This window comes from Pseudoalteromonas sp. APC 3495 (assembly GCF_030407645.1).
GTDB lineage: Bacteria > Pseudomonadota > Gammaproteobacteria > Enterobacterales > Alteromonadaceae > Pseudoalteromonas > Pseudoalteromonas tetraodonis.
Window position 1 is genome coordinate 1 of record NZ_JASDDA010000008.1, and the last position, 20,817, is coordinate 20,817.

General features: G+C 40.2%; 19 protein-coding genes and 3 tRNA genes. 6 read left to right on the top strand and 16 right to left on the bottom strand.

The genetic code is table 11. From position 1 onward, the window contains the following. Positions 1-209 (top strand): hypothetical protein (locus QL984_RS04790; RefSeq protein ID WP_290172047.1); only part of this gene is annotated, 209 nt, incomplete at its 5' end. Positions 210-273: 64 nt separating this feature from the next. After that, on the top strand, positions 274-1,692 hold the full coding sequence (locus QL984_RS04795) for a sodium:alanine symporter family protein (RefSeq protein ID WP_036956983.1): 1,419 nt from the start codon (positions 274-276) through the stop codon (positions 1,690-1,692). A gap of 684 nt (positions 1,693-2,376) precedes the next feature. On the opposite strand, the gene QL984_RS04800 is transcribed toward QL984_RS04795, so the two are convergent. The 7 genes from QL984_RS04800 to QL984_RS04830 all read right to left on the bottom strand — a co-directional run bounded on the left by QL984_RS04800 (position 2,377) and on the right by QL984_RS04830 (position 7,207). Beyond that, positions 2,377-2,463, bottom strand: a tRNA-Leu gene (locus tag QL984_RS04800). Positions 2,464-2,499: 36 nt separating this feature from the next. Then, positions 2,500-2,573 (bottom strand) — tRNA-Cys (locus QL984_RS04805). A 28-nt stretch (positions 2,574-2,601) separates the two neighbouring features. Further along, positions 2,602-2,677 (bottom strand) — tRNA-Gly (locus QL984_RS04810). Positions 2,678-2,816: 139 nt separating this feature from the next. Next, on the bottom strand, positions 2,817-3,362 hold the full coding sequence (gene pgsA / locus QL984_RS04815; protein ID WP_013464594.1) for a CDP-diacylglycerol--glycerol-3-phosphate 3-phosphatidyltransferase: 546 nt from the start codon (positions 3,360-3,362) through the stop codon (positions 2,817-2,819). Positions 3,363-3,404: 42 nt separating this feature from the next. Continuing rightward, positions 3,405-5,228 carry an excinuclease ABC subunit UvrC gene (gene uvrC, locus QL984_RS04820; protein WP_036956961.1) on the bottom strand — a complete coding sequence of 608 codons (1,824 nt, stop codon included), beginning with the start codon at positions 5,226-5,228 and terminating at the stop codon, positions 3,405-3,407. A gap of 9 nt (positions 5,229-5,237) precedes the next feature. Continuing rightward, positions 5,238-5,888, bottom strand: a complete 651-nt coding sequence (gene uvrY / locus QL984_RS04825) for a UvrY/SirA/GacA family response regulator transcription factor (protein WP_016899482.1) — start codon at positions 5,886-5,888, stop codon at positions 5,238-5,240. Positions 5,889-6,055: 167 nt separating this feature from the next. Next, entirely contained in the window at positions 6,056-7,207 is a 1,152-nt protein-coding gene (locus tag QL984_RS04830) for a dicarboxylate/amino acid:cation symporter (protein ID WP_016899481.1), read from the bottom strand. Positions 7,208-7,584: 377 nt separating this feature from the next. Here QL984_RS04830 and cysK point away from each other — a divergent pair, with 377 nt between their 5' ends. Both cysK and QL984_RS04840 read left to right on the top strand, forming a co-directional pair. Next, positions 7,585-8,553, top strand: coding sequence for a cysteine synthase A (gene cysK / locus QL984_RS04835; RefSeq protein WP_028835324.1), 969 nt, complete (start codon positions 7,585-7,587; stop codon positions 8,551-8,553). 145 nt (positions 8,554-8,698) lie between these two features. After that, the gene (locus QL984_RS04840; protein WP_013464590.1) at positions 8,699-9,148 is read left to right on the top strand and encodes a hypothetical protein; all 450 of its coding nucleotides are present in this window, start codon (positions 8,699-8,701) and stop codon (positions 9,146-9,148) included. 125 nt (positions 9,149-9,273) lie between these two features. Here the strand turns inward: QL984_RS04840 and QL984_RS04845 are convergent, their stop codons facing one another. The 8 genes from QL984_RS04845 to QL984_RS04880 all read right to left on the bottom strand — a co-directional run bounded on the left by QL984_RS04845 (position 9,274) and on the right by QL984_RS04880 (position 17,801). After that, positions 9,274-11,550 (bottom strand): acyl-CoA dehydrogenase, encoded by a 2,277-nt coding sequence (locus QL984_RS04845; RefSeq protein WP_138764740.1) that lies wholly within the window; start codon positions 11,548-11,550, stop codon positions 9,274-9,276. Between the two features lie 213 nt (positions 11,551-11,763). Next, positions 11,764-12,552 (bottom strand): putative porin, encoded by a 789-nt coding sequence (locus QL984_RS04850; protein WP_013464588.1) that lies wholly within the window; start codon positions 12,550-12,552, stop codon positions 11,764-11,766. A 208-nt stretch (positions 12,553-12,760) separates the two neighbouring features. Further along, complete coding sequence (locus QL984_RS04855) at positions 12,761-13,135, bottom strand: PH domain-containing protein (RefSeq protein WP_013464587.1); 375 nt, start codon at positions 13,133-13,135, stop codon at positions 12,761-12,763. Next, positions 13,135-14,043 (bottom strand): ABC transporter ATP-binding protein, encoded by a 909-nt coding sequence (locus QL984_RS04860; RefSeq protein WP_013464586.1) that lies wholly within the window; start codon positions 14,041-14,043, stop codon positions 13,135-13,137. Before QL984_RS04860 ends, QL984_RS04855 begins: the two co-directional genes overlap by 1 nt. Further along, positions 14,040-14,867: an ABC transporter permease subunit gene (locus tag QL984_RS04865; RefSeq protein WP_024601640.1), complete on the bottom strand. Its 828-nt coding sequence runs from the start codon at positions 14,865-14,867 to the stop codon at positions 14,040-14,042. Before QL984_RS04865 ends, QL984_RS04860 begins: the two co-directional genes overlap by 4 nt. A 143-nt stretch (positions 14,868-15,010) precedes the next feature. Beyond that, a complete protein-coding gene (locus tag QL984_RS04870; RefSeq protein ID WP_024601639.1) occupies positions 15,011-16,189 on the bottom strand; it encodes a cystathionine beta-lyase in 1,179 nt (392 codons plus the stop codon). Positions 16,190-16,192: 3 nt separating this feature from the next. Continuing rightward, positions 16,193-17,119, bottom strand: coding sequence for an NAD(+) diphosphatase (gene nudC / locus QL984_RS04875; RefSeq protein ID WP_024601638.1), 927 nt, complete (start codon positions 17,117-17,119; stop codon positions 16,193-16,195). A 187-nt stretch (positions 17,120-17,306) separates the two neighbouring features. Further along, on the bottom strand, positions 17,307-17,801 hold the full coding sequence (locus QL984_RS04880) for an NYN domain-containing protein (RefSeq protein ID WP_024601637.1): 495 nt from the start codon (positions 17,799-17,801) through the stop codon (positions 17,307-17,309). Positions 17,802-17,940: 139 nt separating this feature from the next. Between QL984_RS04880 and QL984_RS04885 the strand changes: the two genes are divergently transcribed. Both QL984_RS04885 and QL984_RS04890 read left to right on the top strand, forming a co-directional pair. Beyond that, the gene (locus QL984_RS04885; RefSeq protein WP_013464581.1) at positions 17,941-18,564 is read left to right on the top strand and encodes a hypothetical protein; all 624 of its coding nucleotides are present in this window, start codon (positions 17,941-17,943) and stop codon (positions 18,562-18,564) included. Next, positions 18,564-19,310, top strand: coding sequence for a DUF3307 domain-containing protein (locus QL984_RS04890; protein ID WP_024601636.1), 747 nt, complete (start codon positions 18,564-18,566; stop codon positions 19,308-19,310). The genes QL984_RS04885 and QL984_RS04890 overlap by 1 nt, the downstream gene beginning before the upstream one ends. A gap of 70 nt (positions 19,311-19,380) precedes the next feature. Here QL984_RS04890 and QL984_RS04895 read toward each other — a convergent pair whose 3' ends face one another. Beyond that, positions 19,381-20,778: a DEAD/DEAH box helicase gene (locus QL984_RS04895; RefSeq protein ID WP_024601635.1), complete on the bottom strand. Its 1,398-nt coding sequence runs from the start codon at positions 20,776-20,778 to the stop codon at positions 19,381-19,383. Between the last annotated feature and the right edge of the window lie 39 nt (positions 20,779-20,817).

Sequence of the window (20,817 nt, forward strand, 5' to 3'; positions counted from 1 at the left end):
TTTTACTCGACTCACTGAGTAGCTCGTGCCTCGCTATGCGTTGCGCTCTGCCGTCTCAGTGGGGTCGCATTATAGGGCGAATCGATTTTAACGCAAGCGTTTTTAAAGGCTTTTTTGCATTTAATTTTTACCCCAAAGATACCCCACCTAGACACACACGTTACCCACAAAACCCTGTGGATAACTCATTTTTTTACGCTGTTTACTAAACTATTTACTGTGCTTGTGGTAAGTTGCGCCCGATATTTACAACTCGTTCACTAGGTAACGCACATGACAGATATAATAAATAGTATAAGTGGTCTCTTATGGGGTCATATTTTAGTGTACTTATTAATAGCAGCAGGGCTATTTTTTACAATACGTCTTGGTTTTATCCAATTTGTACAGTTTCCACATATGATTAAAGTCATGTTTCAAAGTCGTCAAGGCTCTGACGGCGGCATTTCTTCTTTCCAAGCATTTTGTACATCTTTAGCAGCCCGTGTTGGTACTGGTAATATGGCAGGTGTTGCCGTTGCACTTTATTTAGGTGGCGCAGGTGCTATTTTTTGGATGTGGTTAATTGCTTTAATTGGTATGGCTACTAGCTTTGCTGAAAGTACATTGGCACAAGCTTATAAAACACGAGATGAAGAAGGTAACTTCCGTGGTGGTCCGGCCTATTATATGGAGTACGGACTTGGTAAGCGTTGGATGGGTGTTGTCTTTTCATTGTGCTTAATTTTAGCCTTTGGTTTAGTTTTTAACGCAGTACAGTCAAATTCTATTGCTGCGGCTTTTGAAGTCGCCTTTGGTATACCTAACTATATAGTCGGTATCGCTCTTGTTATTGGTTCAGGTATTATTATATTTGGCGGTCTGAAAACCATTTCTCGATTTGCTGAATTAGCCGTTCCATTTATGGCTGCTGCTTACCTTGTGGTTGCACTTTATATATGTGCTGTAAATTACACTGAATTACCTGATGTATTTATGCATGTGATTAGAAGTGCTTTTGGTATTGAGCAAGCGGGTGCCGGTGCAATTGGTTATGGGGTAATGCAAGCGATGATCCAAGGGATCAAGCGCGGCTTGTTCTCAAACGAAGCCGGTATGGGTAGCGCTGCGAATGCTGCAGCAACGGCAACGCCAAACCCACCTCACCCTGCTTCACAGGGGTATGTACAAATGCTGGGTGTATTTGTAGATACTATTATTATTTGTACTGCAACTGCTGCTCTTATTTTATTATCAGAGCAATTAGTGCCAGGCTCAGATGTAACGGGTATAGCGCTTACACAAGCAGCCCTTGAAGAACATGTAGGCAGCTGGGGTGCCATATTTGTAGCAGTCGCTATTTTGTTTTTTGCTTTTACATCAATTGTAGCTAACTATTCTTATGCAGAAACGAACTTATTGTTTTTAGAGCATAACCATGCATCTGGCATGCTGATCTTCAGATTATTAGTGTTAGGTATGGTGATGTTTGGTGCCCTTGGTGAATTACCATTAGTGTGGACTCTAGCTGATGTGTCTATGGGCCTAATGGCGATTGTAAACGTAATCGCGCTATTTATGCTCTCAGGAGTTGTGGTATGGCTTGCCAAAGATTATAACGCTCAACGACGTGCTGGTAAGTTACCGACGTTTGATCCAAGTAAAAACAACAAGCTTAATAAAACTATTCCGAAAGGTATTTGGCACAAATAACTTTAAAGTGATTTAAGTTAAAAACCCGGAACGGCCATGGCCATTTCGGGTTTTTTATTGATTTAACTTTAATCTAAAAGTTACTGATAACAGTAGTCACTTATAAATTACTAGTGTGAAGATAGACGTTATTAAAGCCGCCCAACCTACCTATAAGCTCACCTTATCCTAACATTATAAGCATCCTACAAGTAAATTTAATAACCTATGTAGTAGGTCTCAATGCTTATAACGACATCCCCGCTTAGGTTTATATACATTACTGCATAACCATAATAACTAACACTGCGCTTATTATACCAATCCGCAATAATACTCAATCATTTTGCGGGACTAAACGTGTCGCTATCTGTGTTAAAAAATTCTCATTTAGAACAACTAAATAGCGAATTTTTTGCCTAGCTATCAACCCGTTTTTCCTGCCTCAAAATAGACCGCTTAATTAAGCGAATTGGTATTAAAGAGTCTAGTTTATGATTTAGCTAACGACCTACACTACACCTTGATTAACTTGTAAAAAAGTCTGAAGTGTTCAGTGACAGTCTCTTGGTGAGCCAATAGTATGTATCAGACCTTGCAACAAACCATTATTGCTAACAGCAGGGGTAGTAAATTAGTGTGCCTAAAGGGATTTAGTAATAAAGATATGATGATTTAATTAGATTTTACGGAAAGAATATAAAGTGGTGCCCGAGGCCGGACTTGAACCGGCACGACTTGTTAGTCGAGGGATTTTAAATCCCTTGTGTCTACCAATTCCACCACTCGGGCATCGAGTTTGCTAATTAAAGCGTGTGGAGTGTTGATTGGAGGCGGAACCCGGAGTCGAACCGGGGTAAACGGATTTGCAATCCGGTGCATGGCCACTCTGCCATTCCGCCTCAATACTAGGTTAGCTTTAAGATAAACTGGAGCGGCACACGAGGCTCGAACTCGTGACCTCGACCTTGGCAAGGTCGCGCTCTACCAACTGAGCTAGTGCCGCTTTGTTTATCTAGGGGGCTATGCCCTCTCAACACGGACGCATTCTACAGAGATTATTAAACGCGTCAACACAAAAAATGCTACTTTTGAACTGTTTGATTATTTTTTATCTAAAATGGTGCGTTATTAGACGTTTACAATCAATTTTTGGTCAATTCTGCCCATGCTGCAACTAAATATTGCACCATAGAACTGAGCGTTAAAAACGTCGCTATATAAAGTAAGCCATAGCTTAAATACATCATCCAGGTATCGTACTGCCAAATTAGGCCAATAATGGCTAACATTTGCGCTGCGGTTTTTAACTTACCCATATCGGATACAGCTACATTGCCGCGTTTGCCTTGCTCAGCCATCCATTCTCGTAGCGCCGATATAACAATTTCACGGCTTATAATAATAAGTGCAGGAATAGTCATATACAAAGATTGATAATGCTCAGATAAAGCAACCAAAGCAGCGCACACCATTACTTTATCAGCAACAGGGTCTAAAAACGCACCAAAAGGCGTTGATTGTTCAAGCTTACGCGCTAAATAGCCATCGAGTATGTCTGTGATTGAAGCAAGCCAAAAAATAAAGGCAGCAACAAAGAATGCCCATGAATAAGGCATATAAAATATCACCAAAAAAATGGGGATAAGAAAGAGTCTAAACGTTGTGAGTGTGTTTGGAATATTCCACATAACTACTTGGATATGTCTTTTTTTCTATATTCGCACATAGGGCTAGCCCTTGTCATGCAAATGGTTAAATATCTTCTCAGCCATGTCAGGACTGATCCCAGGAACTTTCTTTAGCTGTTCTATATTAGCAGCTTTTACGCCTTGCATGCCCCCTAAATATTTTAATAATGTTTGTCGACGCTTTGAACCAACGCCATCTATTTCTTCTAATAGCGACTGAGTTCGCTGTTTTTGACGCTTATTTCGATGTCCTGCAATAGCAAAGCGATGTGACTCATCGCGAATATGCTGAATTAAATGCAGTGCGGGTGCATCAGAATCCATAGGAATAGTTTTACGCCCACCGTCAATAAGTAAAGTTTCAAGGCCTGGTTTACGGCTAGTGCCTTTTGCAACCCCAACTAATAGTGGCATTTTTGCATGCGGCCAGTTTTCAAAGTATTGTTCTGCCCTACCTAATTGGCCTTTACCACCATCAATAAAAATCACATCAGGAATTTTATCTTCATCCACTAACTTGTTATAACGTTTGTTTAGTGCAAATTCCATAGCGGCGTAATCATCGCCACCAGTTATGCCCGTGACGTTGTAACGACGATATTCTTTATTGTTAGGCCCTTGAGAATCAAAGACAACACAACTGGCCACGGTGTTTTCACCCATGGTGTGGCTGATATCAAAACATTCCATGCGATTAATGTCATCAAGACGCAAGGTAGCCTTTAATTGAGCATAACGCTTGTTTATAGAGTCTTGAGTGCTTTGCTTAACCGTAATACTATTTAATGCGTTTTTATTCGCTAACTGTAAGTACTGTGCACGCTCACCACGGGTAACCACTTTAAGCGATACCTTACGTTCACTAATTTGAGTCAAGGCTTCACCTAGTGCATCACTTTCTTCTATTTCAAATGGTAAGATGATTTCTTTGGCAATGCGTCCTGTTGCTCCCGGTGCTAAGTAATATTGGCCTAAGAAAGAGGTTAAGATTTCCTGCTCTTGTGAGTCTTTAGGCACCTTTGGAAAGTAAGTTTTACTACCCAGCACTTTATGATCGCGGATCATTAGTAGATGAATCCCATTTAAGCCATTTAAATGGGCAAAACCTACAACATCCATTTCAGCAAAATTACCTGAGATAGACTGCTGCTCCTGCATTTTACGCAATAGCATAATTTGGTCGCGAACTTTAGCTGCGAGTTCAAAATTAAGCTGCTCACTGGCTTTTTCCATTTTAGCGATAAGATCGGCTATTACTTCATGGGATTTACCGGTTAAAAATTTACGGACATAATCAACTTGCTGCGCGTATTCATCTTCAGAGACTTTATTAACACACGGCGCAGAGCAACGTTTTAATTGGTATTGCAAGCATGGCCGACTACGCGCACGGTAGTAAGCGTCTTCACATTGACGTACCGGAAATATTTTTTGCATTAAGCGCAAACTTTCTGATACGGCTCCAGCGCTTGGAAACGGGCCAAAATATTCGCCTTTTACTTTTCTGCTACCACGATGAAAGGCTAAACGAGGGTGCTTATGATTCGTGAGTAATATGTACGGGTACGATTTATCATCACGTAACAGAATATTATAACGTGGCTGATATTTCTTAATGAGGTTATTTTCAAGCAGAAGCGCTTCTGTTTCTGTATTAGTAAGTGTGACTTCAATATTACAAATATTACTCACTAAAACACGGGTTTTGCTGTCGGTAATGTTGCTGCGAAAGTAACTGCTCACCCGCTTTTTTAAACTTTTAGCTTTACCGACATAAATAACTTGGTTGTCATTATCGAGCATGCGATAAACGCCAGGCTCACTCGATAATGTTTTTAAAAACTGGGCATGATCAAATTCAGACATATATATCGACTAGTAAGAGATATCTATATCAATCATTTTGTAACGTATGGCTAAATGAGTAAGCTCGACATCGCCCCCTACGTTAAGCTTTTCAAACATACGATAGCGATAACTGTTTACTGTTTTAGAGCTTAAATTTAAGCGCTCAGCAATATCCTGTGCTTTTTCACCTTTGGTGATCATCAGCATAATTTGCAGTTCACGCTCAGACAAACTTTGAAATGGGTTTTCATCAGTTCGCCCAGTAACCTGTGCAAGCGCAATTTGCTGTGCTATTTCTGGCGCAATATAACGTTGCCCTGCATGCACGCAACGTATAGCACGCACCATTTCATCAGATCCTGCCCCCTTGGTTAAAAAGCCATGAGCACCAATTTGCATAACCTTGCTCGGAAATGGGTCTTCACAATTAACTGTAAGCACAATAATTTTTACATCGGGACAATAACGGCAAATCTTTTTAGTTGCCTCAAGCCCGCCCATACCAGGCATGTTCATATCCATTAATACTATATTTGGCGCATGTTGACGACAAAACTGTACAGCCTCTTCGCCTGTTTTAGCTTCACCTATTACTTTAAAACCACGTATGTCATCAAGAATACGTCTGATCCCCGTGCGCACAAGTTCATGGTCATCAACTAAAAGTACGTTAATCAATGGAACACCCTCACTAGCCTAATAAGATGCAAGTTAACAAAATTAATTTTCAACATTAGCATAGATACGACGAAACCATAACTAATATTATGCTTTCGCCGTCGGTCGCTATGACCCAATATTGTCAAAGCGTATTTACCTATCGTAGGTAAATACGCCATAGTGATTTAAGCTGAGGCTTTTTCACTAAAACGGTCTACCCACAAAGCAATGATACCGTCGCCAGTTACATTACACGCAGTGCCGAAGCTATCTTGTGCAAGGTACAGCGCAATCATTAGTGCCACTGCACCTTCGTTGAAACCAAGCATACTAGTTAATAAACCTAACGCCGACATTACCGCGCCACCTGGGGCACCTGGTGCAGCAATCATAACCACACCTAGCATCATAATGAATGGCAACATAGCCATTAGTGAAGGTACTTCCATGCTAGGCGATAAAAACATCACAGCCATAGCACAAGTAACTATTGTAATTGTTGAACCTGATAGATGAATAGTGGCACATAATGGGACTGTAAAGTTAGCTACATCTTCTTTAACGTTATTTGCTTTACTTGATTGCAAAGAGACTGGAATGGTTGCCGCGCTCGACATGGTTCCTAATGCAGTAAAGTACGCAGGTAGCATGTTTTTAATTAGCTCAATAGGATTACGCTTAAGTAATAGGCCCGATACAATATAAAGCACACTCAACCATAACCAATGCATCACTAATGCGGCAATGAGTACTACACCAAAGGCCTGTAATGTATCAACAACGGTACCTGCCACGGTCATTTCAGCAAACACACCCGCAATGTAAAAAGGTAATGCTGGGATAATTACTTTAGCAAGTAAACCATCTATAATATCGCGCCCTTGATCAGACACCGTTTTTAATGTGTCTAAACCTAGCTGGCTCATACCAATACCAAATACAAAGGCTGTGACTAAAGCAGTCATTACACCCATTAATGGTGGAATTTCTAAGTCAATAAAGCTACCTACCTCGGTGACGGCTTCAGCTTCAAATGAAATTCCACCGCTTAGGAACGGAATAATCGCTGTGACTAATAAAAACGCTAAGGTACCGGCAATAATTGTTGAGCCGTAAGCAAAACCAACCGTTTTTCCCAGTAAATGCCCAGACCCTTTAGGAAGCCCGGCAATCCCAGAGGCAATAAAAAACAAAATAATCAGTGGAATTGTAAAACTAATAAGCTGGCCAATAAGCTCTTTTACTGTGTATAAAAGCTCAACGCCAGTTAAGGGAATATAGAGTCCGACTAAAATACCGGCCACAATACCGGCAATTAATTTTAAGATTAACTTCATGGTGATTACTTTATTGAATTTAGATAGTGTGTTTTTATCATGTTTTGAATAGTTTGTGTCAATAAACTGTTCAACCGCAGTTCATTTGCACAATTAACCAACAAAATATAAGTATGTAGTGTTGATTTGTTTAAATAACGACTACATAAACAAAAAATACAGTACAAAGTTAAAAACGAACAAATGGCTTCAAGTTCACCTTTTTAATAACTAAAAAAATAACAGGTTAAGTTTTTAGTTCAATCCGTTATAAGCGGAATTAATATATGTTATAGCCAAAGCTTACTTTAACTTTTTTTATCTCACAGTAAAGTAGGCTTATAAAGTTAACAGACTAACTGTTAATGTGTTGATCAGATTGTACCTAAAGGAACATTATGTCTACTATTTTTGAAGATAACTCACTAAGCATCGGTAACACACCGTTGGTAAAACTTAACCGTGTTACAGGTGGGAATGTATACGCTAAAGTTGAGTCGCGTAACCCAAGCTTTAGTATTAAATGCCGCATTGGTGCATCGATGATTTGGGAAGCTGAAAAATCAGGTCAACTTACCAAAGATAAAGAGCTTATAGAGCCAACATCAGGTAACACGGGCATTGCACTGGCATTCGTAGCAGCCTCACGCGGCTACAAATTAACGCTTACAATGCCAAACACCATGAGCTTAGAACGTCGTAAGCTATTAAAAGCACTCGGTGCTAATCTTGTACTAACAGACGGTGCTAAAGGTATGAACGGTGCTATTGCTAAGGCCAAAGAAATTCAAGCATCAGCCCCTGAAAAGTTTATTTTATTACAACAATTTGAAAACCCTGCAAACCCTAAAATTCACTTTGAAACAACTGGCCCAGAAATCTTTGATGCACTTGATGGCAAAATCGATTTCTTTGTTGCAGGCGTTGGTACTGGTGGAACTATCACAGGTGTAAGCCGTTATCTTAAAAAAGAAAAAGGCTTAAATGTAAAATCAATCGCTGTAGAGCCAAGCCACTCTCCGGTAATTAGCCAAACACTTGCTGGTGAAGAAGTAAAACCTGGGCCACATAAGATTCAAGGTATTGGTGCAGGCTTTATTCCTGGGAATTTAGACCTATCAATAATTGATGGTGTAGAGCAAGTCTCTAATGAAGAATGTATAGCAATGTGTCACGAGCTAATGAAAAAAGAAGGGATTTTAGTTGGTATTTCATCAGGTGCAGCTGTGGTTGCAGCGAAACGTATTGCTGAACGTCCTGAAAATGCAGATAAAAATATTGTGGTTATTTTGCCAAGTGCAACAGAGCGTTACTTATCAAGCCCGATGTTTGACGAAGAGTTTAGCGAACAAGAGCTTGTTCAATAATCGAGCGTTCTGATTAAAAAAGGATGTTTTTTAACATCCTTTTTTATTGCTTTTTTAATAAGTTACTATCTATTTAGTTCACTCCTCTTTACATCTTCTCCATTCCATCACACACTTTATGTATAAGTAATCAACCTGACCAAATATGAAAACAATTTTAACCATTTTTGTGCTCATTTTTAGTATTTTGATCGTTGGCTGTAATGAAAATACTAAACCTAAAGAGCAGTATATTGACAATGATCGTCCAGGCGACACTGCTACTGTGTATTTTGATGCGCTTTATAACCAGCATAACTTGCAAAAAGCCAGCGATTTCGCAACGCCTAAATTAGCCCGCATAATGAAATCGTATGGGACGGCCAAACAGTTTGCGCGTAGTCTTATTAATTTACAATACGATGAAGTTGTGATTGAAATTGATATGTCAAATTCAAGCCTGCGAGAACAGTATGGCAATCAGGCTAAAATAAACATTGTGTTTACCGGTTATTTTAATGGTAAAAAAATCGATGATTTCCGCAGCATCGAAATGCTTAAAATAAAAGGTAAGTGGTACGTAGATAAAATCATCGCCGATCCTTACGGGCGCTGATCAGTCATTCAGAGCCTTAGTAACGATAACCGTATATTCGAGCTTAAAAAAATACACAACATAAAAAAAGCCTTAAATCATAAACTTAAGGCTTTTTTTATTATCTACATTATTATAATCCAGTGTTAAATGTCTTCAGGTTTAAAGTTATCAACCGCAATAGCCTGCATTCTTAGCTTATTGGCATGATGCATTGCTTCACCATCAACTTTAGTTACTAACTCATGTTCAAGTGCGTAATCAATCGCTTGTTCAATATCATAGGTGGCAGGCACCTTGCCTTTTCGTTGCCACTGTTTCAACTGCTTAAATTGATTGTGCATATCGTGCATTGCTAAGAAAGCATTTTCCATAACACCCGTTCCGGCATTTTCATCCACATAACACAAATGGGTAAGTCTATTTCTAAATACCCCTGGTTGAGTCATGTGCTCGCAAATACGCTGGGCAATAGCATCACTTGGTTTGTGATAATGGTTACCTAATGGAAAAACAATACGCTTAAGTGCAAAGTTAATCACTGGATTAGAAAAGTTTTTAAAGAAGCCATCAAATGCTTGGCCTATTGCATATAACGATGTCTCTATAGCATATTTTACAAAAGGCAAATCAGCTTGTTGACGCCCTTCATCTTCAAAACGCTTTAATACCGTTGATGCAATATATAAATGACTTAACACATCGCCTAAACGTGCCGATATCATTTCTTTACGTTTAAGTTCACCACCTAACATCAACATTGCAACATCCGTTGTAAACGCCAATCCTCGGCTCATTCTACCTAATTGTTTATAATAGACGGCCGTCTCTCCACACACAGGCGCTTTGGCAAAGTAGCTGCGAGTCAAACCATGCACCAAGGCCATACTTGCATTACTCAGTGCAAATACAATGTGCTTCATTAACAAGCCATCAAATTGCTCAAGTGCAGCATCATCGTCATCCATTGCTGCAACTTCCATTTCTTTTAACACAAAAGGATGACAACGGGTTGCACCTTGGCCAAATATCATAAGGTTACGGGTAAGAATATTGGCGCCCTCTACGGTAATAGAGACGGGAATACCCATATAACCGTGTGCTAAATAGTTATTAGGCCCAACCTGAATCCCTTTACCTGCATGAATGTCCATTGCATCATTCATTACCGTTCGACCCATTTCTGTCATGTGGTACTTTGCAATAGCAGTCACTACTGACGGGCTAAGTTTTAAATCAATTGCACCTGCGGTCATTAATCGGCATGATTCCAATGCATAAGTTAGTCCACCAATACGTGCCAACCCTTCTTGTACGCCTTCAAATTGCCCAATTGACACGCCAAACTGTTGGCGTACAACCGTATAAGCCGAGGTCATCTTAGCTGCCAAGTGCCCTGTTGCAGTGCTTAATGCCGGTAATGAAATACCACGCCCTGCGCTTAAACACTCTACTAGCATGCGCCAACCGCGCCCTGCCCCTTGCTGGCCACCTATAATCCAATCAAGCGGAATAAATACATCCTTACCGTACGTTGTGCCATTCATAAACGCCATGTTAAGTGGGTAATGACGCTCTCCTGTTTTAACACCTGGGTGATCAGTTGGAATAAGTGCACACGTAATTTCGAGCTCTTTTTCATCGCCTAACAATCCATCTGGATCGTACATTTTAAATGCAAGACCTAACACAGTCGCCACAGGCGCAAGGGTAATGTAACGTTTTGACCAATTTAAACGCAGTCCCAACACTTCCTTACCATCATGCTCGCCTTTGCACACCACGCCTGAATCTGGGATACTGCCAGCATCAGAGCCAGCCTCTGGGCCCGTTAATGCAAAACAAGGTACATCGTCGCCTTTTGCAAGGCTAGGTAACCAACGATTTTGTTGCTCAGTTGTTCCGTAATGCAGTAATAACTCACCAGGACCTAAGCTATTTGGCACCATGACCGTTACGGCGGCCGTTAAGCTTTTAGTCGCAATTTTTGACACTATCGTAGAGTTAGCAATAGCAGAGAATTCAAGACCCCCAAATTTTTCAGGGATGATCATTGCAAAAAACCCTTCGGTTTTTAAAAAGTCCCAAACCTCTTTAGGTAAATCTTTGTCTTTTTGTACAATTTTATAGTCATCAAGCATGGCTAATAAAGTTTCAACTTGATTATCTATAAATGCAGTTTCTTTTTCACTTAACTTAGGGCGCGGATAATTATGTAATTTTTGCCAGTCAGGCTCACCACTAAATAACTCGCCATCCCACCAAACATCGCCCGCTTCCATGGCTTCTCGCTCTGTTTGCGATAATGGCGGCAACACCTTTTTAAACATCTTAAAAGTAGGTCGAGTAATTAAATTAAGGCGGATATCTTTAATCGCAAACACCACGACCACCACAACCAGTAATATAATAAATACTGACATGAGCACATTCCTTTTACAGTTATAAAAACACTGATTTAATTATGACCGATCTTAATTTAAATACAATGGGCTGTCAGACGAGTGCCACTAAATGATGAAGTTATTCTATTGCGATTAAAATATAACGATGAGTAAAGTCACTAATTTATTACACACAGCAAAAAGCCCACAAAATGTGGGCTTTTTACTACTTAACTGGTTTTAATTATTTAATTAAAACTGAAAACGCATGTTAGCAAAGTAAGCATCGTTATCTGAGTCATCTGCGTTGTTGCCGTAACCCACTTTTAAACCAATGTTTTTATTGATGAAGTGTTGAGCACCAAAGCTGTAGTTGTCTTCTTTATCGTAAGCTGCAAATACAGAAGTCGCTTTAGAGAAGTAGTAGTTTGTTTCTACGTTCCATTGATCATCTGCTTCGTCAAGGCTTACAAATGTACCTTCTACTGTTAAGTAGTTACCTTGTTGTAAATCAACAAAGTATTTAGCAGCTACTGAACGAGAATCAAAATCATCATCTGATTCTACAGTGATACCTACGTAATCTGTATCGTTTAGCATGTGGTTGTATGCTAAAGAAAAGAATGTAACGTTATCACCATCTTTTTGATCAACAAATCTTACTTTTGCAAGTAAGTCAGGGTTGAAGAAGTAACCAGCAGAAAGTGTGTATGACTCGTTGTTAGAGTTGTAATCAGCATTTTGGTAAGACGCACCAACAACAAAATCTTCAACGAAGTATTCACCACCAATAGCAGTCACATCGCCAAAATCGTCATCAGCGTAGCCACCAAATACGTTGCTTTGCTTGTTAATGTATTCGAATTGGTCGTATGGACCTAGTGTGCTCTTTGGAGAGAAGTAGTAAGTAGAGTCCACGCTGATAGTATCGTTGTTATCAGTATCTGTGTAGCCTAAGTTACTGATTGATTGATAGCTATCTGCAGCGTGTGCAGCACTTGATAATAAAAGACCTGAAATAATAATTGCTAACTTTTTCATAATGAAACATCCCTATGTACATTGTTTTTGTACTTTAACTACATTGCTAAAGTGGGGGTATGCTAACGCCGCGAAACTGAACGAAAACTGAATCAAGCAATTGTATTTGTTAGGGAATTTGTAAGAAAGTGTTGGAGTAATTTATGTTAAAGTAATCGCAACAAGCTGTAAACAATTACTTTAATTTTACACCGATTTTTGTTTGTTTCTATAATGAATACTGGCTGATTATCCTATAAACATCATTTATGTTATCACCTGCTTTAAAGTCCTTGCTAATAGGCGTTGGATCTGACCCTACCCATATTTTTAACTCGGCGTCTAAATCAAAGTGCCCTGCACTCTCTTTACTGAATTTAGTAATTTTAGAATAGGCAATACTGATCATTTCCATTTTAGACCCTGTCACGCCTTGCTTATCGATTAAAATAAGTCGCTTATTAGTAAAGATAAACATATCACGGACAACTTTATACGCTTTTTCAACTTGCTCACCTTCAATAAGGGTATTTGCCAACACTTTCTCTAAATCAGCGTCATCCACTTCACTGGCATTACCCATTAAACCACTAAATAGTCCCATTATAGTTTCTCCTGTTTAAATATTTGATTTTCTAATGTATGGCCATTTACTAACTGCCGATACTGCCAATTATGTTGGCGACAAAATTGCAATAGTGCTATATCGAGCGGATCACTGGTTGGTTGATACTCAATCACGTACTCTTTGTGCTGGCTCATATAAACACGACTCACCCCCTCAAGTGCTTGGAGTTGTTGCTCCACATTTTGATACACGTCGCTAAGCATTAAGGTGTAAAAGTGCTTATCGGTGTTCACTGCTTTAGTTTGGTGCTCGCTTAATACGCCTTTATCCAAATGGAGTACTTGGGAACACAGTCGTTCTAATTCAGTTAAATCATGTGAACTTAAAATAAACGTCGCTTGGTCACTTAACTGAGATACCAACTCGCGCACTTCTCTGGCATGAATAGGATCAAGCCCTGCCGTGGCTTCATCTAACATTACAATTTGTGGTGAGCCAATTAATGCTTGCGCTATGGTTACACGCTTGCGCATACCGTGGGATAAATCCCCAGCGCGGTTTTTTGCAATTTCGCTAAGGCCCACTAAATCAAGCACACGAAGTGCCTCTACGTGGCTTTGCTTAGTACTCATGCCTTGTAGCTTGGCATAAAAACTAAGTTGTTTATCTATATTAAAACGCGGATCAAGCTGGGCATCTTGCGGTAATGCACTCACTTTATTAAATAAAGCAGCGCTGCCTGGTTTATGGCCGAGTATTTCAAGCTCTCCCATGCTAGGGGCTATATAGCCGCACAGCAAACTAAATAAAGTAGTTTTTCCTGCGCCATTAGGGCCAACAAGCGCAACGGGAGCACCTTTTTGAATCTCAAAATTCACATTATTAAGAGCCAGTTTTGAGCCGTACGATTTACTTAAATTACGCCCTGTGATTAATGATTTCATAGTGAGCTCCTTGCAAAAACACGTTGCGCAACCACAAGTAGCACCGCTGTTTGCACAAGCGGAATAGCCAATGCACTCAATAGCGGTAAGTTCTGTCCGGCTAATAACTCTATTTGCACACCAGGGAATAAATAATCAAGCACACTTAATGCGGGTATTTGCCACTCCAGCAATCCAACAATAATGCCACCGGCTGTAAAATATAAAATGGCTAACACAATAGATAAGCGAGATGAGCTCGCAAAAGTATTAATCAAACTCATTAACGCAACAAACGGCGCAAAAGTAACAATGAGAATTAAAAATATTGAAACTGCACGGCCAACGCCACCAGCAAGTAAGCTCGGATCGCGAAACCCGAGCACCGCCAATGTCGCTACCAATGTAATGCCAACTAAACAGGTTAGTACCGCTAACTGCCCTAAAAATCGACCAAAGAGTATTTCAAAGCGGGTTGAGCGCAGTGATAAAAACCTTAAAGTCCCCCTCTCTCTGTCACCCACAGTTTGATCACTACAAATAAATAAGCTAAAAACAGGAAAACTATACAAAGCAATTAGCCAATACATAGCAAATTCGGCTTCAGGCCAATCAAGTAACTTATTTAATCCAATAGAGCCGGAAATATCACGGGCTATTTGTTCAAAATCGGGGGAGCTGATAATGCCCACTGCCTGCCCTATGGGGTAACGTAAAATAACAAGCCACACTAGCGCGAAAGCCGCCAGTGCAATAAGTCCTCGTTTAGTTAAAAACATACGTACAAGCTCAAAACCCGCAATTTGAGTTAAGCGCCCTACGTTTATTGGTAATGGTGTTGCCATTGACTATCCTTAATGACGTTGTTCATGCTTTAAAATAAGCGTTATTTAACAACACTAAGTGTAAACACGTTGAATTGCTAGCAAAAAAAAGCCTACTCAGAGGTAGGCTTTGTAACAAATAATGTAATTTAAACAATTAGTAATTATAAATGTTGCTCATAAATAGCGAATGCTTGCTGTAAGTCGGCAATTAAATCTTCAGCATCTTCTAAGCCAATGTGCAAACGAATAACAGGTCCATGCTCCCATCCTGTTTGCGAGCGCAGCCCTTTCATTGATAGGTTTGCCGTTACTAAGCTCTCAAAGCCTCCCCAAGAAAAGCCCATTTTAAAATGCTGCAAGCTATCTAAAAAAGCATCAATGGCCTTTTGGTTACCGGTTTTCATTACAAACGAAAACAAACCATTACTACCGTCAAAATCGCGTTTGAAAAATTCATGCCCAGGACATGTTTCAAATGCTGGGTGGCGAATATGATCAACTAACTCGTGCTGCTCTAACCATTTAGCAACCTCAATAGCCGCTTTTTCATGCTGATTTAATCGCACCGCCATGGTACGCAAACCTCGTAGTGCTAAATACGCATCATCTGCACTGGTGCATTGCCCGAGTAAATAAGAGTGTTCACGAAGTGTTGGCCAATATTTTTTATTCGCTACAGCTACGCCCATCATCACATCTGAATGACCTACAATATATTTGGTTGCCGCTTGAATACTAATATCAACACCATGTTCAAGTGGGCGATAGTGCAAACCATTACCATAAGTGTTATCAAGCACCGTCATCACATTATGATCATTTGCAACTTGCACCATAGCGGGAACATCTTGAATCTCCATGGTAATTGAACCCGGAGATTCTAAAAACAACACTTTGGTATTGTCTTGAATGTACTCTTTTATATCTGCGCCAATCATGGGCGGATAATAGGTCGTAGTAATGCCCAGCCCCGCTAAAATCTTGTCGCAAAAATCACGGGTTGGCTCGTAAACAGTATCCACTATTAAAATATGATCACCGGACTTTAAAAACGATAACAATGTTTGGCTTATCGCTGCCGCGCCACATGGGTATAAGGCACAGCCTTCACCCCCTTCGAGTTCAGTAATTGCCTCTTGCAGGGCAAAATGCGTAGTGGTACCACGACGGCCATAAAATAACGTTTTATCACCGCGTGTTTTAGCCGCTTCTTTAAGCTCACTCACAGAATCAAACACAATCGTTGAAGCGCGCTGTACCACAGGATTGACTACGCCATGGGTGTACGCTTTTTTGCGCCCTGATGAGACTAACTGAGTATTTTTATTTTTGCTCGACATGATTCATCCTTCTATCTGAGTACGCCAATATTCAATTAAATAACGCGAAATTGAATCAGCTCTAGGTAGCTTTAAATGCTCCCCTTGATGGTGCCAATCTTTAAATTGCGCAAGTTCTTCGCGAGAAAACCACTTTGCATCTTCAAGTTCATCTTGCTCTGTGCTTATTTCATCACTGCTTGCTGTGGCAATAAAACCTAGCATAATTGACGAAGGAAACGGCCAAGGTTGCGAAGCAATATATTCAGCTTTTTCCACAGTAATACCCGCCTCTTCTTTTACTTCTCGGATCACGGTTTGCTCAAGGGTTTCACCAGGGTCAACAAAGCCTGCAAGCGATGAATACAATCCTTTTGGCCAAGTTGCTTGGCGACCCAATAAGCAGCGTTCAATCCCATCAGAAAATGTTCTAGTTACTACCATAATAACCGCAGGATCGGTACGCGGAAAAGTCTGGTGCAAACACGCAGGATTGTCGCATAATCGAGAGTGACCCGCTTCAACTAAGTGATTTTTGGTACCACAACGACCACAAAAACTATGAGTGGCATGCCAGTAACACAACCCACGGGCAAGCGCTGCATTTGAGCCATCTTCAAGCGCCACCTGTGTACCAAACTGGCGAATATCTGCAAACTGGGCGCCATCAATAATCGTTGCTAATAACGACTCTTCGAGTGCGGTTACATCTAGCGCAAATACGGCATTATCCTGCTCATTTGAACCTAAAAAAATAGCCTGCGTTAAATCTAAATGTGCCACCTGTAGGTAAGCCAAATACACCACCTCAGGGCTACTGTTAGCAAATAAGGTGTGATTGCCTTTAACTAAAAGCCATAAGCTGTCTGCTGTTTTTTTTGCGTCTACCCAAGTAGGGTCTTTGCGCGCATTTGAGCCTCTGTCTAATGGCATATTACTGTAGTTAAGCATGTAATTCCTTGATACTAATTGATTCTTAAAATTACCATAATCATCCACTAAACCCAATTTATTACCGCCATAAAAAAAGCCTAAATTAGGCTTAATTAATCTATGCACCCGCTGTATTAAAAATGCTCATGTTGAAGGTGGGCATTCTGCTCAAAAATACACCGAACCAACGCAGCGCTTATACTTTTTAAAGTAGTAACTGATTGTCAATTAAATGAAATTGCTCAGCACTTTGCTTAAGTACCTCTGCGGTTAATTTATCAGCACCGTATACATCACACGGAACATTGTATTGATTTTTTAAGTGCCCAAGTAATAACGCAAAGTCACCGTCACCCGAGAGTAAAATAACCTTATCAAGCTGCTTTCCCTGCTCTAACATATCTATGGTTATACCTACATCCCAATCGCCTTTGGCACTGCCGTCACGGCGTTGAATAAAGGGTTTTAGTTTTACTTCAAAGCCAATAGCGCGCAAAATATTTTGAAACTGATTTTGCTTTTCATCACCTCGGTATATTGCATAAGCAAACGCACATTTAATATCGTATTGTTGCTCTATCATTCGCCAAAAGGCATTGTAATCAAAGTTTTTACCGTAGCTCTCGCGACAGGTGTAATAAATATTTTGTACATCGACAAAAATACCTACACGAGGTTTACTGCTTTGTTGTGAGGTCATTATTATGTCCTAATGAGTAATACTTGCAATTGCGTGTTAAGTAACCTAAATTAGTTACCAAACCCAATGTAACCAAATACGGTTACATTTTAAGATGTAACCAAAATTAGTTACATATAAATAATCTATCTGGATTTATATGATTGGTGTGATCAGCGGCGATATAATTAAATCGCAAAAAATACCTAAACAACAATACGATGCCATGCTTTATCAGCTAGAGCAAAGTTTACGTGCAAATTGTAATAAAACAACATCTTGGGATATTTACCGTGGGGATGCATTTCAGCTGCAAGTAGAAAAAAGTGAACGGTTAGTTACCACCGCTATTCTTATCTATCTACAGCTCAAATCTGCCGGCTATGAATTGCGTCAAAGCATGGCATTGGGACACATAGATAACCCTGGTACGAGTATAAAAACCGCTACAGGCTCTGCGTTTACTCTCTCTGGTCATGAGCTAGATAAAATGACAAACCAGCGCTTTACATTTGCTATTGCAAAACAACCAGTTGATGAGAGCTTTAAGCTAAACCTAGCGTTTGTCGATGTATTACTGTGTAAAATAACCCAAAAACAAGCAAATGCTTTGTATGTATATTTAACCCATACTAATAACAACCATGCAGCCTTAGCTAATGAGCTCAACACCAGCCGAGAAAACGTTACTAAGCTGCTTAATCTTGCTAACTATCAGCTGATAGAACGATTTATTTTACATGCACAACAACAGCTTAAAAGCATACAGCAAGGACATGACTAATGGAATTTTCACTATTACTCGTTGCACTGATTATTGGCCACTTACTCGCTGATTTTTATTGGCAACCCATGAGCTGGGTAAACGACAGAAACACCCGTCATTTTAAAGCAAAAAAACTTTACTACCATGTATTGATTCACGGAGTTACCAGCGCTGTCGTTGTTGCACTTTGGGAATATAGCTTTGGCTGGCAACAACTAAGCAGCGTATTACTGGCCACCAGTATTATTATGATCAGCCACTACTTTATTGATATTGCAAAATCGTATTCAAATAAAGGCGTGGTGCCTTTTTTATTAGACCAAATTGCCCATATCACCGTCCTTGTTGTGATAAGCATTTGGCTCACTGATAATCAGCAATTTACTAACAATTTTATGGCGTTATTGTTCAACGAAAAAGTGCTGTGGGTTATAACTGGTTACCTTATTATTTTAAGTCCCAGTGCGGTATTTATAAGAATGATGTTAGAGCGTTTAACTAATCACTTTTCTAGTGATGGTAGCCTCCCTTTAGCAGGACAAAGTATTGGTATGCTCGAACGAGTACTTATGCTGACATTTATTTTATTAGATCAGTTTGCTGGGCTTGGGTTTTTAATTGCCGCCAAATCCGTGTTTAGATTTGGCGACTTAAGTGCCAGTAAAGATAAACAACTCACGGAATATGTGATGCTAGGCACGTTACTGAGTGTTAGCGTTACGCTGTTTGTTGGCCTAGGCATTAATTACTTACTGATAAATTAAAAACAAAAAAAGCGCTAACCTTAAAGCTAGCGCTTTTTTTGCAGCTGCGTTTAACTAAACGCAGTGACAATTAGTCGTTATTTGCTGGACGACGACGGCGCTGACCAGTGCCCCCTACCGATTGACGCTTTGCCCAAGGGTTTTGTGCATTCTCGTCTGTTTTTGCTGCTGGCTTTTTAGAGCCACCACGACGTGGGCCTGTACCATTGCCACCATTGTTAGGCTTTTTGCTATTAGGTTTGCTGCTATCAGATTTAGGCTTATTAAATGGTTGTTTTTTCTTTGGCTTTTTAGCAGGCAGTGGGCGAGCATCGAGGGCGCGCTCAGCAACAGGGTTAGCCGGTTCAAAGCCTTCTTCTTCAGCACGAGGAATTAACTCGCCAATAAAGCGTTCAATACCGTATAAATCCACTGCATCGTCGACCGTTACAAACGAAATGGCATGCCCTGATGCACCCGCACGACCAGTTCGGCCAATACGGTGAACATAATCTTCATATACATTAGGTAAGTCGTAGTTAACTACGTGTGGAAGCTCAACAATATCTAAACCACGGGCAACAATATCGGTTGCCACTAATACGCGCACTTCACCACTTTTAAAGCCTTCCAATGCTTTAACACGTGCGCCCTGAGATTTATTACCATGGATTGCTGCGCCAACAATATCATCACGTTCCAGTTGCTTAACTAAACGGTTAGCACCGTGTTTAGTACGGCTAAATACCAGTACTTGTTGCCAATTGTTGCTACGAATTAAATGGCTTAATAAGGCCGTTTTACGCGCTTTATCTACTGCGTACACGCATTGAGTCACGCTTTTAGCAGTCGTGTTTTTGGCAGCGACTGAAATTTCAACCGGATCGTTAATTAACTCTTTGGCCAATGCACGAATGTCGTCAGAAAAGGTTGCTGAGAACATTAAGTTTTGACGTTTTTCAGGCATTTTTGCAATTAAGCGTTTAATGTCGTGGATAAAGCCCATGTCTAACATACGGTCGGCTTCATCTAAAACCAGTACTTCAACGCTATCAAATTTAACCGCGTTTTGATTGTGTAAATCAATTAAGCGCCCAGGTGTGGCCACTAAAATATCAACCCCTTTACGCAGGCGCTGCATTTGTGGGTTAATTTTTACACCACCGTAAACCACAAACGAACTCACATCAGAATGCTTAGCGTATTCTTCAACGTTTTCGCTTACTTGCAACGCAAGCTCTCGGGTTGGCGTTAAAATAAGCGCACGTACATGATTACTTTTTGCTTTAGTGCCCGACGATAAACGCTCAATTAGTGGCAAAGTAAAACCAGCGGTTTTACCGGTACCTGTTTGTGCTGCGGCCATTACATCGCGACGCGCAATAATTGCTGGGATAGCTTGAGCCTGAATAGGCGTTGGCGTTTCATAGCCCTTTTCTAAAACCGCATTAACTAAAGACTGTGATAAACCTAAACCATCAAAACTCATATAAACTCTCTATTTCAAATTAGGCCAAAGTGGCCAGTT

What these genes read in the sequence shown, in the direction of transcription:
- QL984_RS04850 (WP_013464588.1), bottom strand. Translation starts at nt 12,552, where the DNA reads ATGAAAAAGTTAGCAATTATTATTTCAGGTCTTTTATTATCAAGTGCT.
- QL984_RS04890 (WP_024601636.1), top strand. Translation starts at nt 18,564, where the DNA reads ATGGAATTTTCACTATTACTCGTTGCACTGATTATTGGCCACTTACTC.
- QL984_RS04830 (WP_016899481.1), bottom strand. Translation starts at nt 7,207, where the DNA reads ATGAAGTTAATCTTAAAATTAATTGCCGGTATTGTGGCCGGTATTTTA.
- nudC (WP_024601638.1), bottom strand. Translation starts at nt 17,119, where the DNA reads ATGCTTAACTACAGTAATATGCCATTAGACAGAGGCTCAAATGCGCGC.
- QL984_RS04895 (WP_024601635.1), bottom strand. Translation starts at nt 20,778, where the DNA reads ATGAGTTTTGATGGTTTAGGTTTATCACAGTCTTTAGTTAATGCGGTT.
- QL984_RS04795 (WP_036956983.1), top strand. Translation starts at nt 274, where the DNA reads ATGACAGATATAATAAATAGTATAAGTGGTCTCTTATGGGGTCATATT.
- QL984_RS04860 (WP_013464586.1), bottom strand. Translation starts at nt 14,043, where the DNA reads ATGAAATCATTAATCACAGGGCGTAATTTAAGTAAATCGTACGGCTCA.
- uvrC (WP_036956961.1), bottom strand. Translation starts at nt 5,228, where the DNA reads ATGTCTGAATTTGATCATGCCCAGTTTTTAAAAACATTATCGAGTGAG.
- cysK (WP_028835324.1), top strand. Translation starts at nt 7,585, where the DNA reads ATGTCTACTATTTTTGAAGATAACTCACTAAGCATCGGTAACACACCG.
- QL984_RS04840 (WP_013464590.1), top strand. Translation starts at nt 8,699, where the DNA reads ATGAAAACAATTTTAACCATTTTTGTGCTCATTTTTAGTATTTTGATC.
- QL984_RS04870 (WP_024601639.1), bottom strand. Translation starts at nt 16,189, where the DNA reads ATGTCGAGCAAAAATAAAAATACTCAGTTAGTCTCATCAGGGCGCAAA.
- QL984_RS04845 (WP_138764740.1), bottom strand. Translation starts at nt 11,550, where the DNA reads ATGTCAGTATTTATTATATTACTGGTTGTGGTGGTCGTGGTGTTTGCG.
- QL984_RS04865 (WP_024601640.1), bottom strand. Translation starts at nt 14,867, where the DNA reads ATGGCAACACCATTACCAATAAACGTAGGGCGCTTAACTCAAATTGCG.
- pgsA (WP_013464594.1), bottom strand. Translation starts at nt 3,362, where the DNA reads ATGTGGAATATTCCAAACACACTCACAACGTTTAGACTCTTTCTTATC.
- QL984_RS04880 (WP_024601637.1), bottom strand. Translation starts at nt 17,801, where the DNA reads ATGACCTCACAACAAAGCAGTAAACCTCGTGTAGGTATTTTTGTCGAT.
- QL984_RS04855 (WP_013464587.1), bottom strand. Translation starts at nt 13,135, where the DNA reads ATGGGACTATTTAGTGGTTTAATGGGTAATGCCAGTGAAGTGGATGAC.
- QL984_RS04885 (WP_013464581.1), top strand. Translation starts at nt 17,941, where the DNA reads ATGATTGGTGTGATCAGCGGCGATATAATTAAATCGCAAAAAATACCT.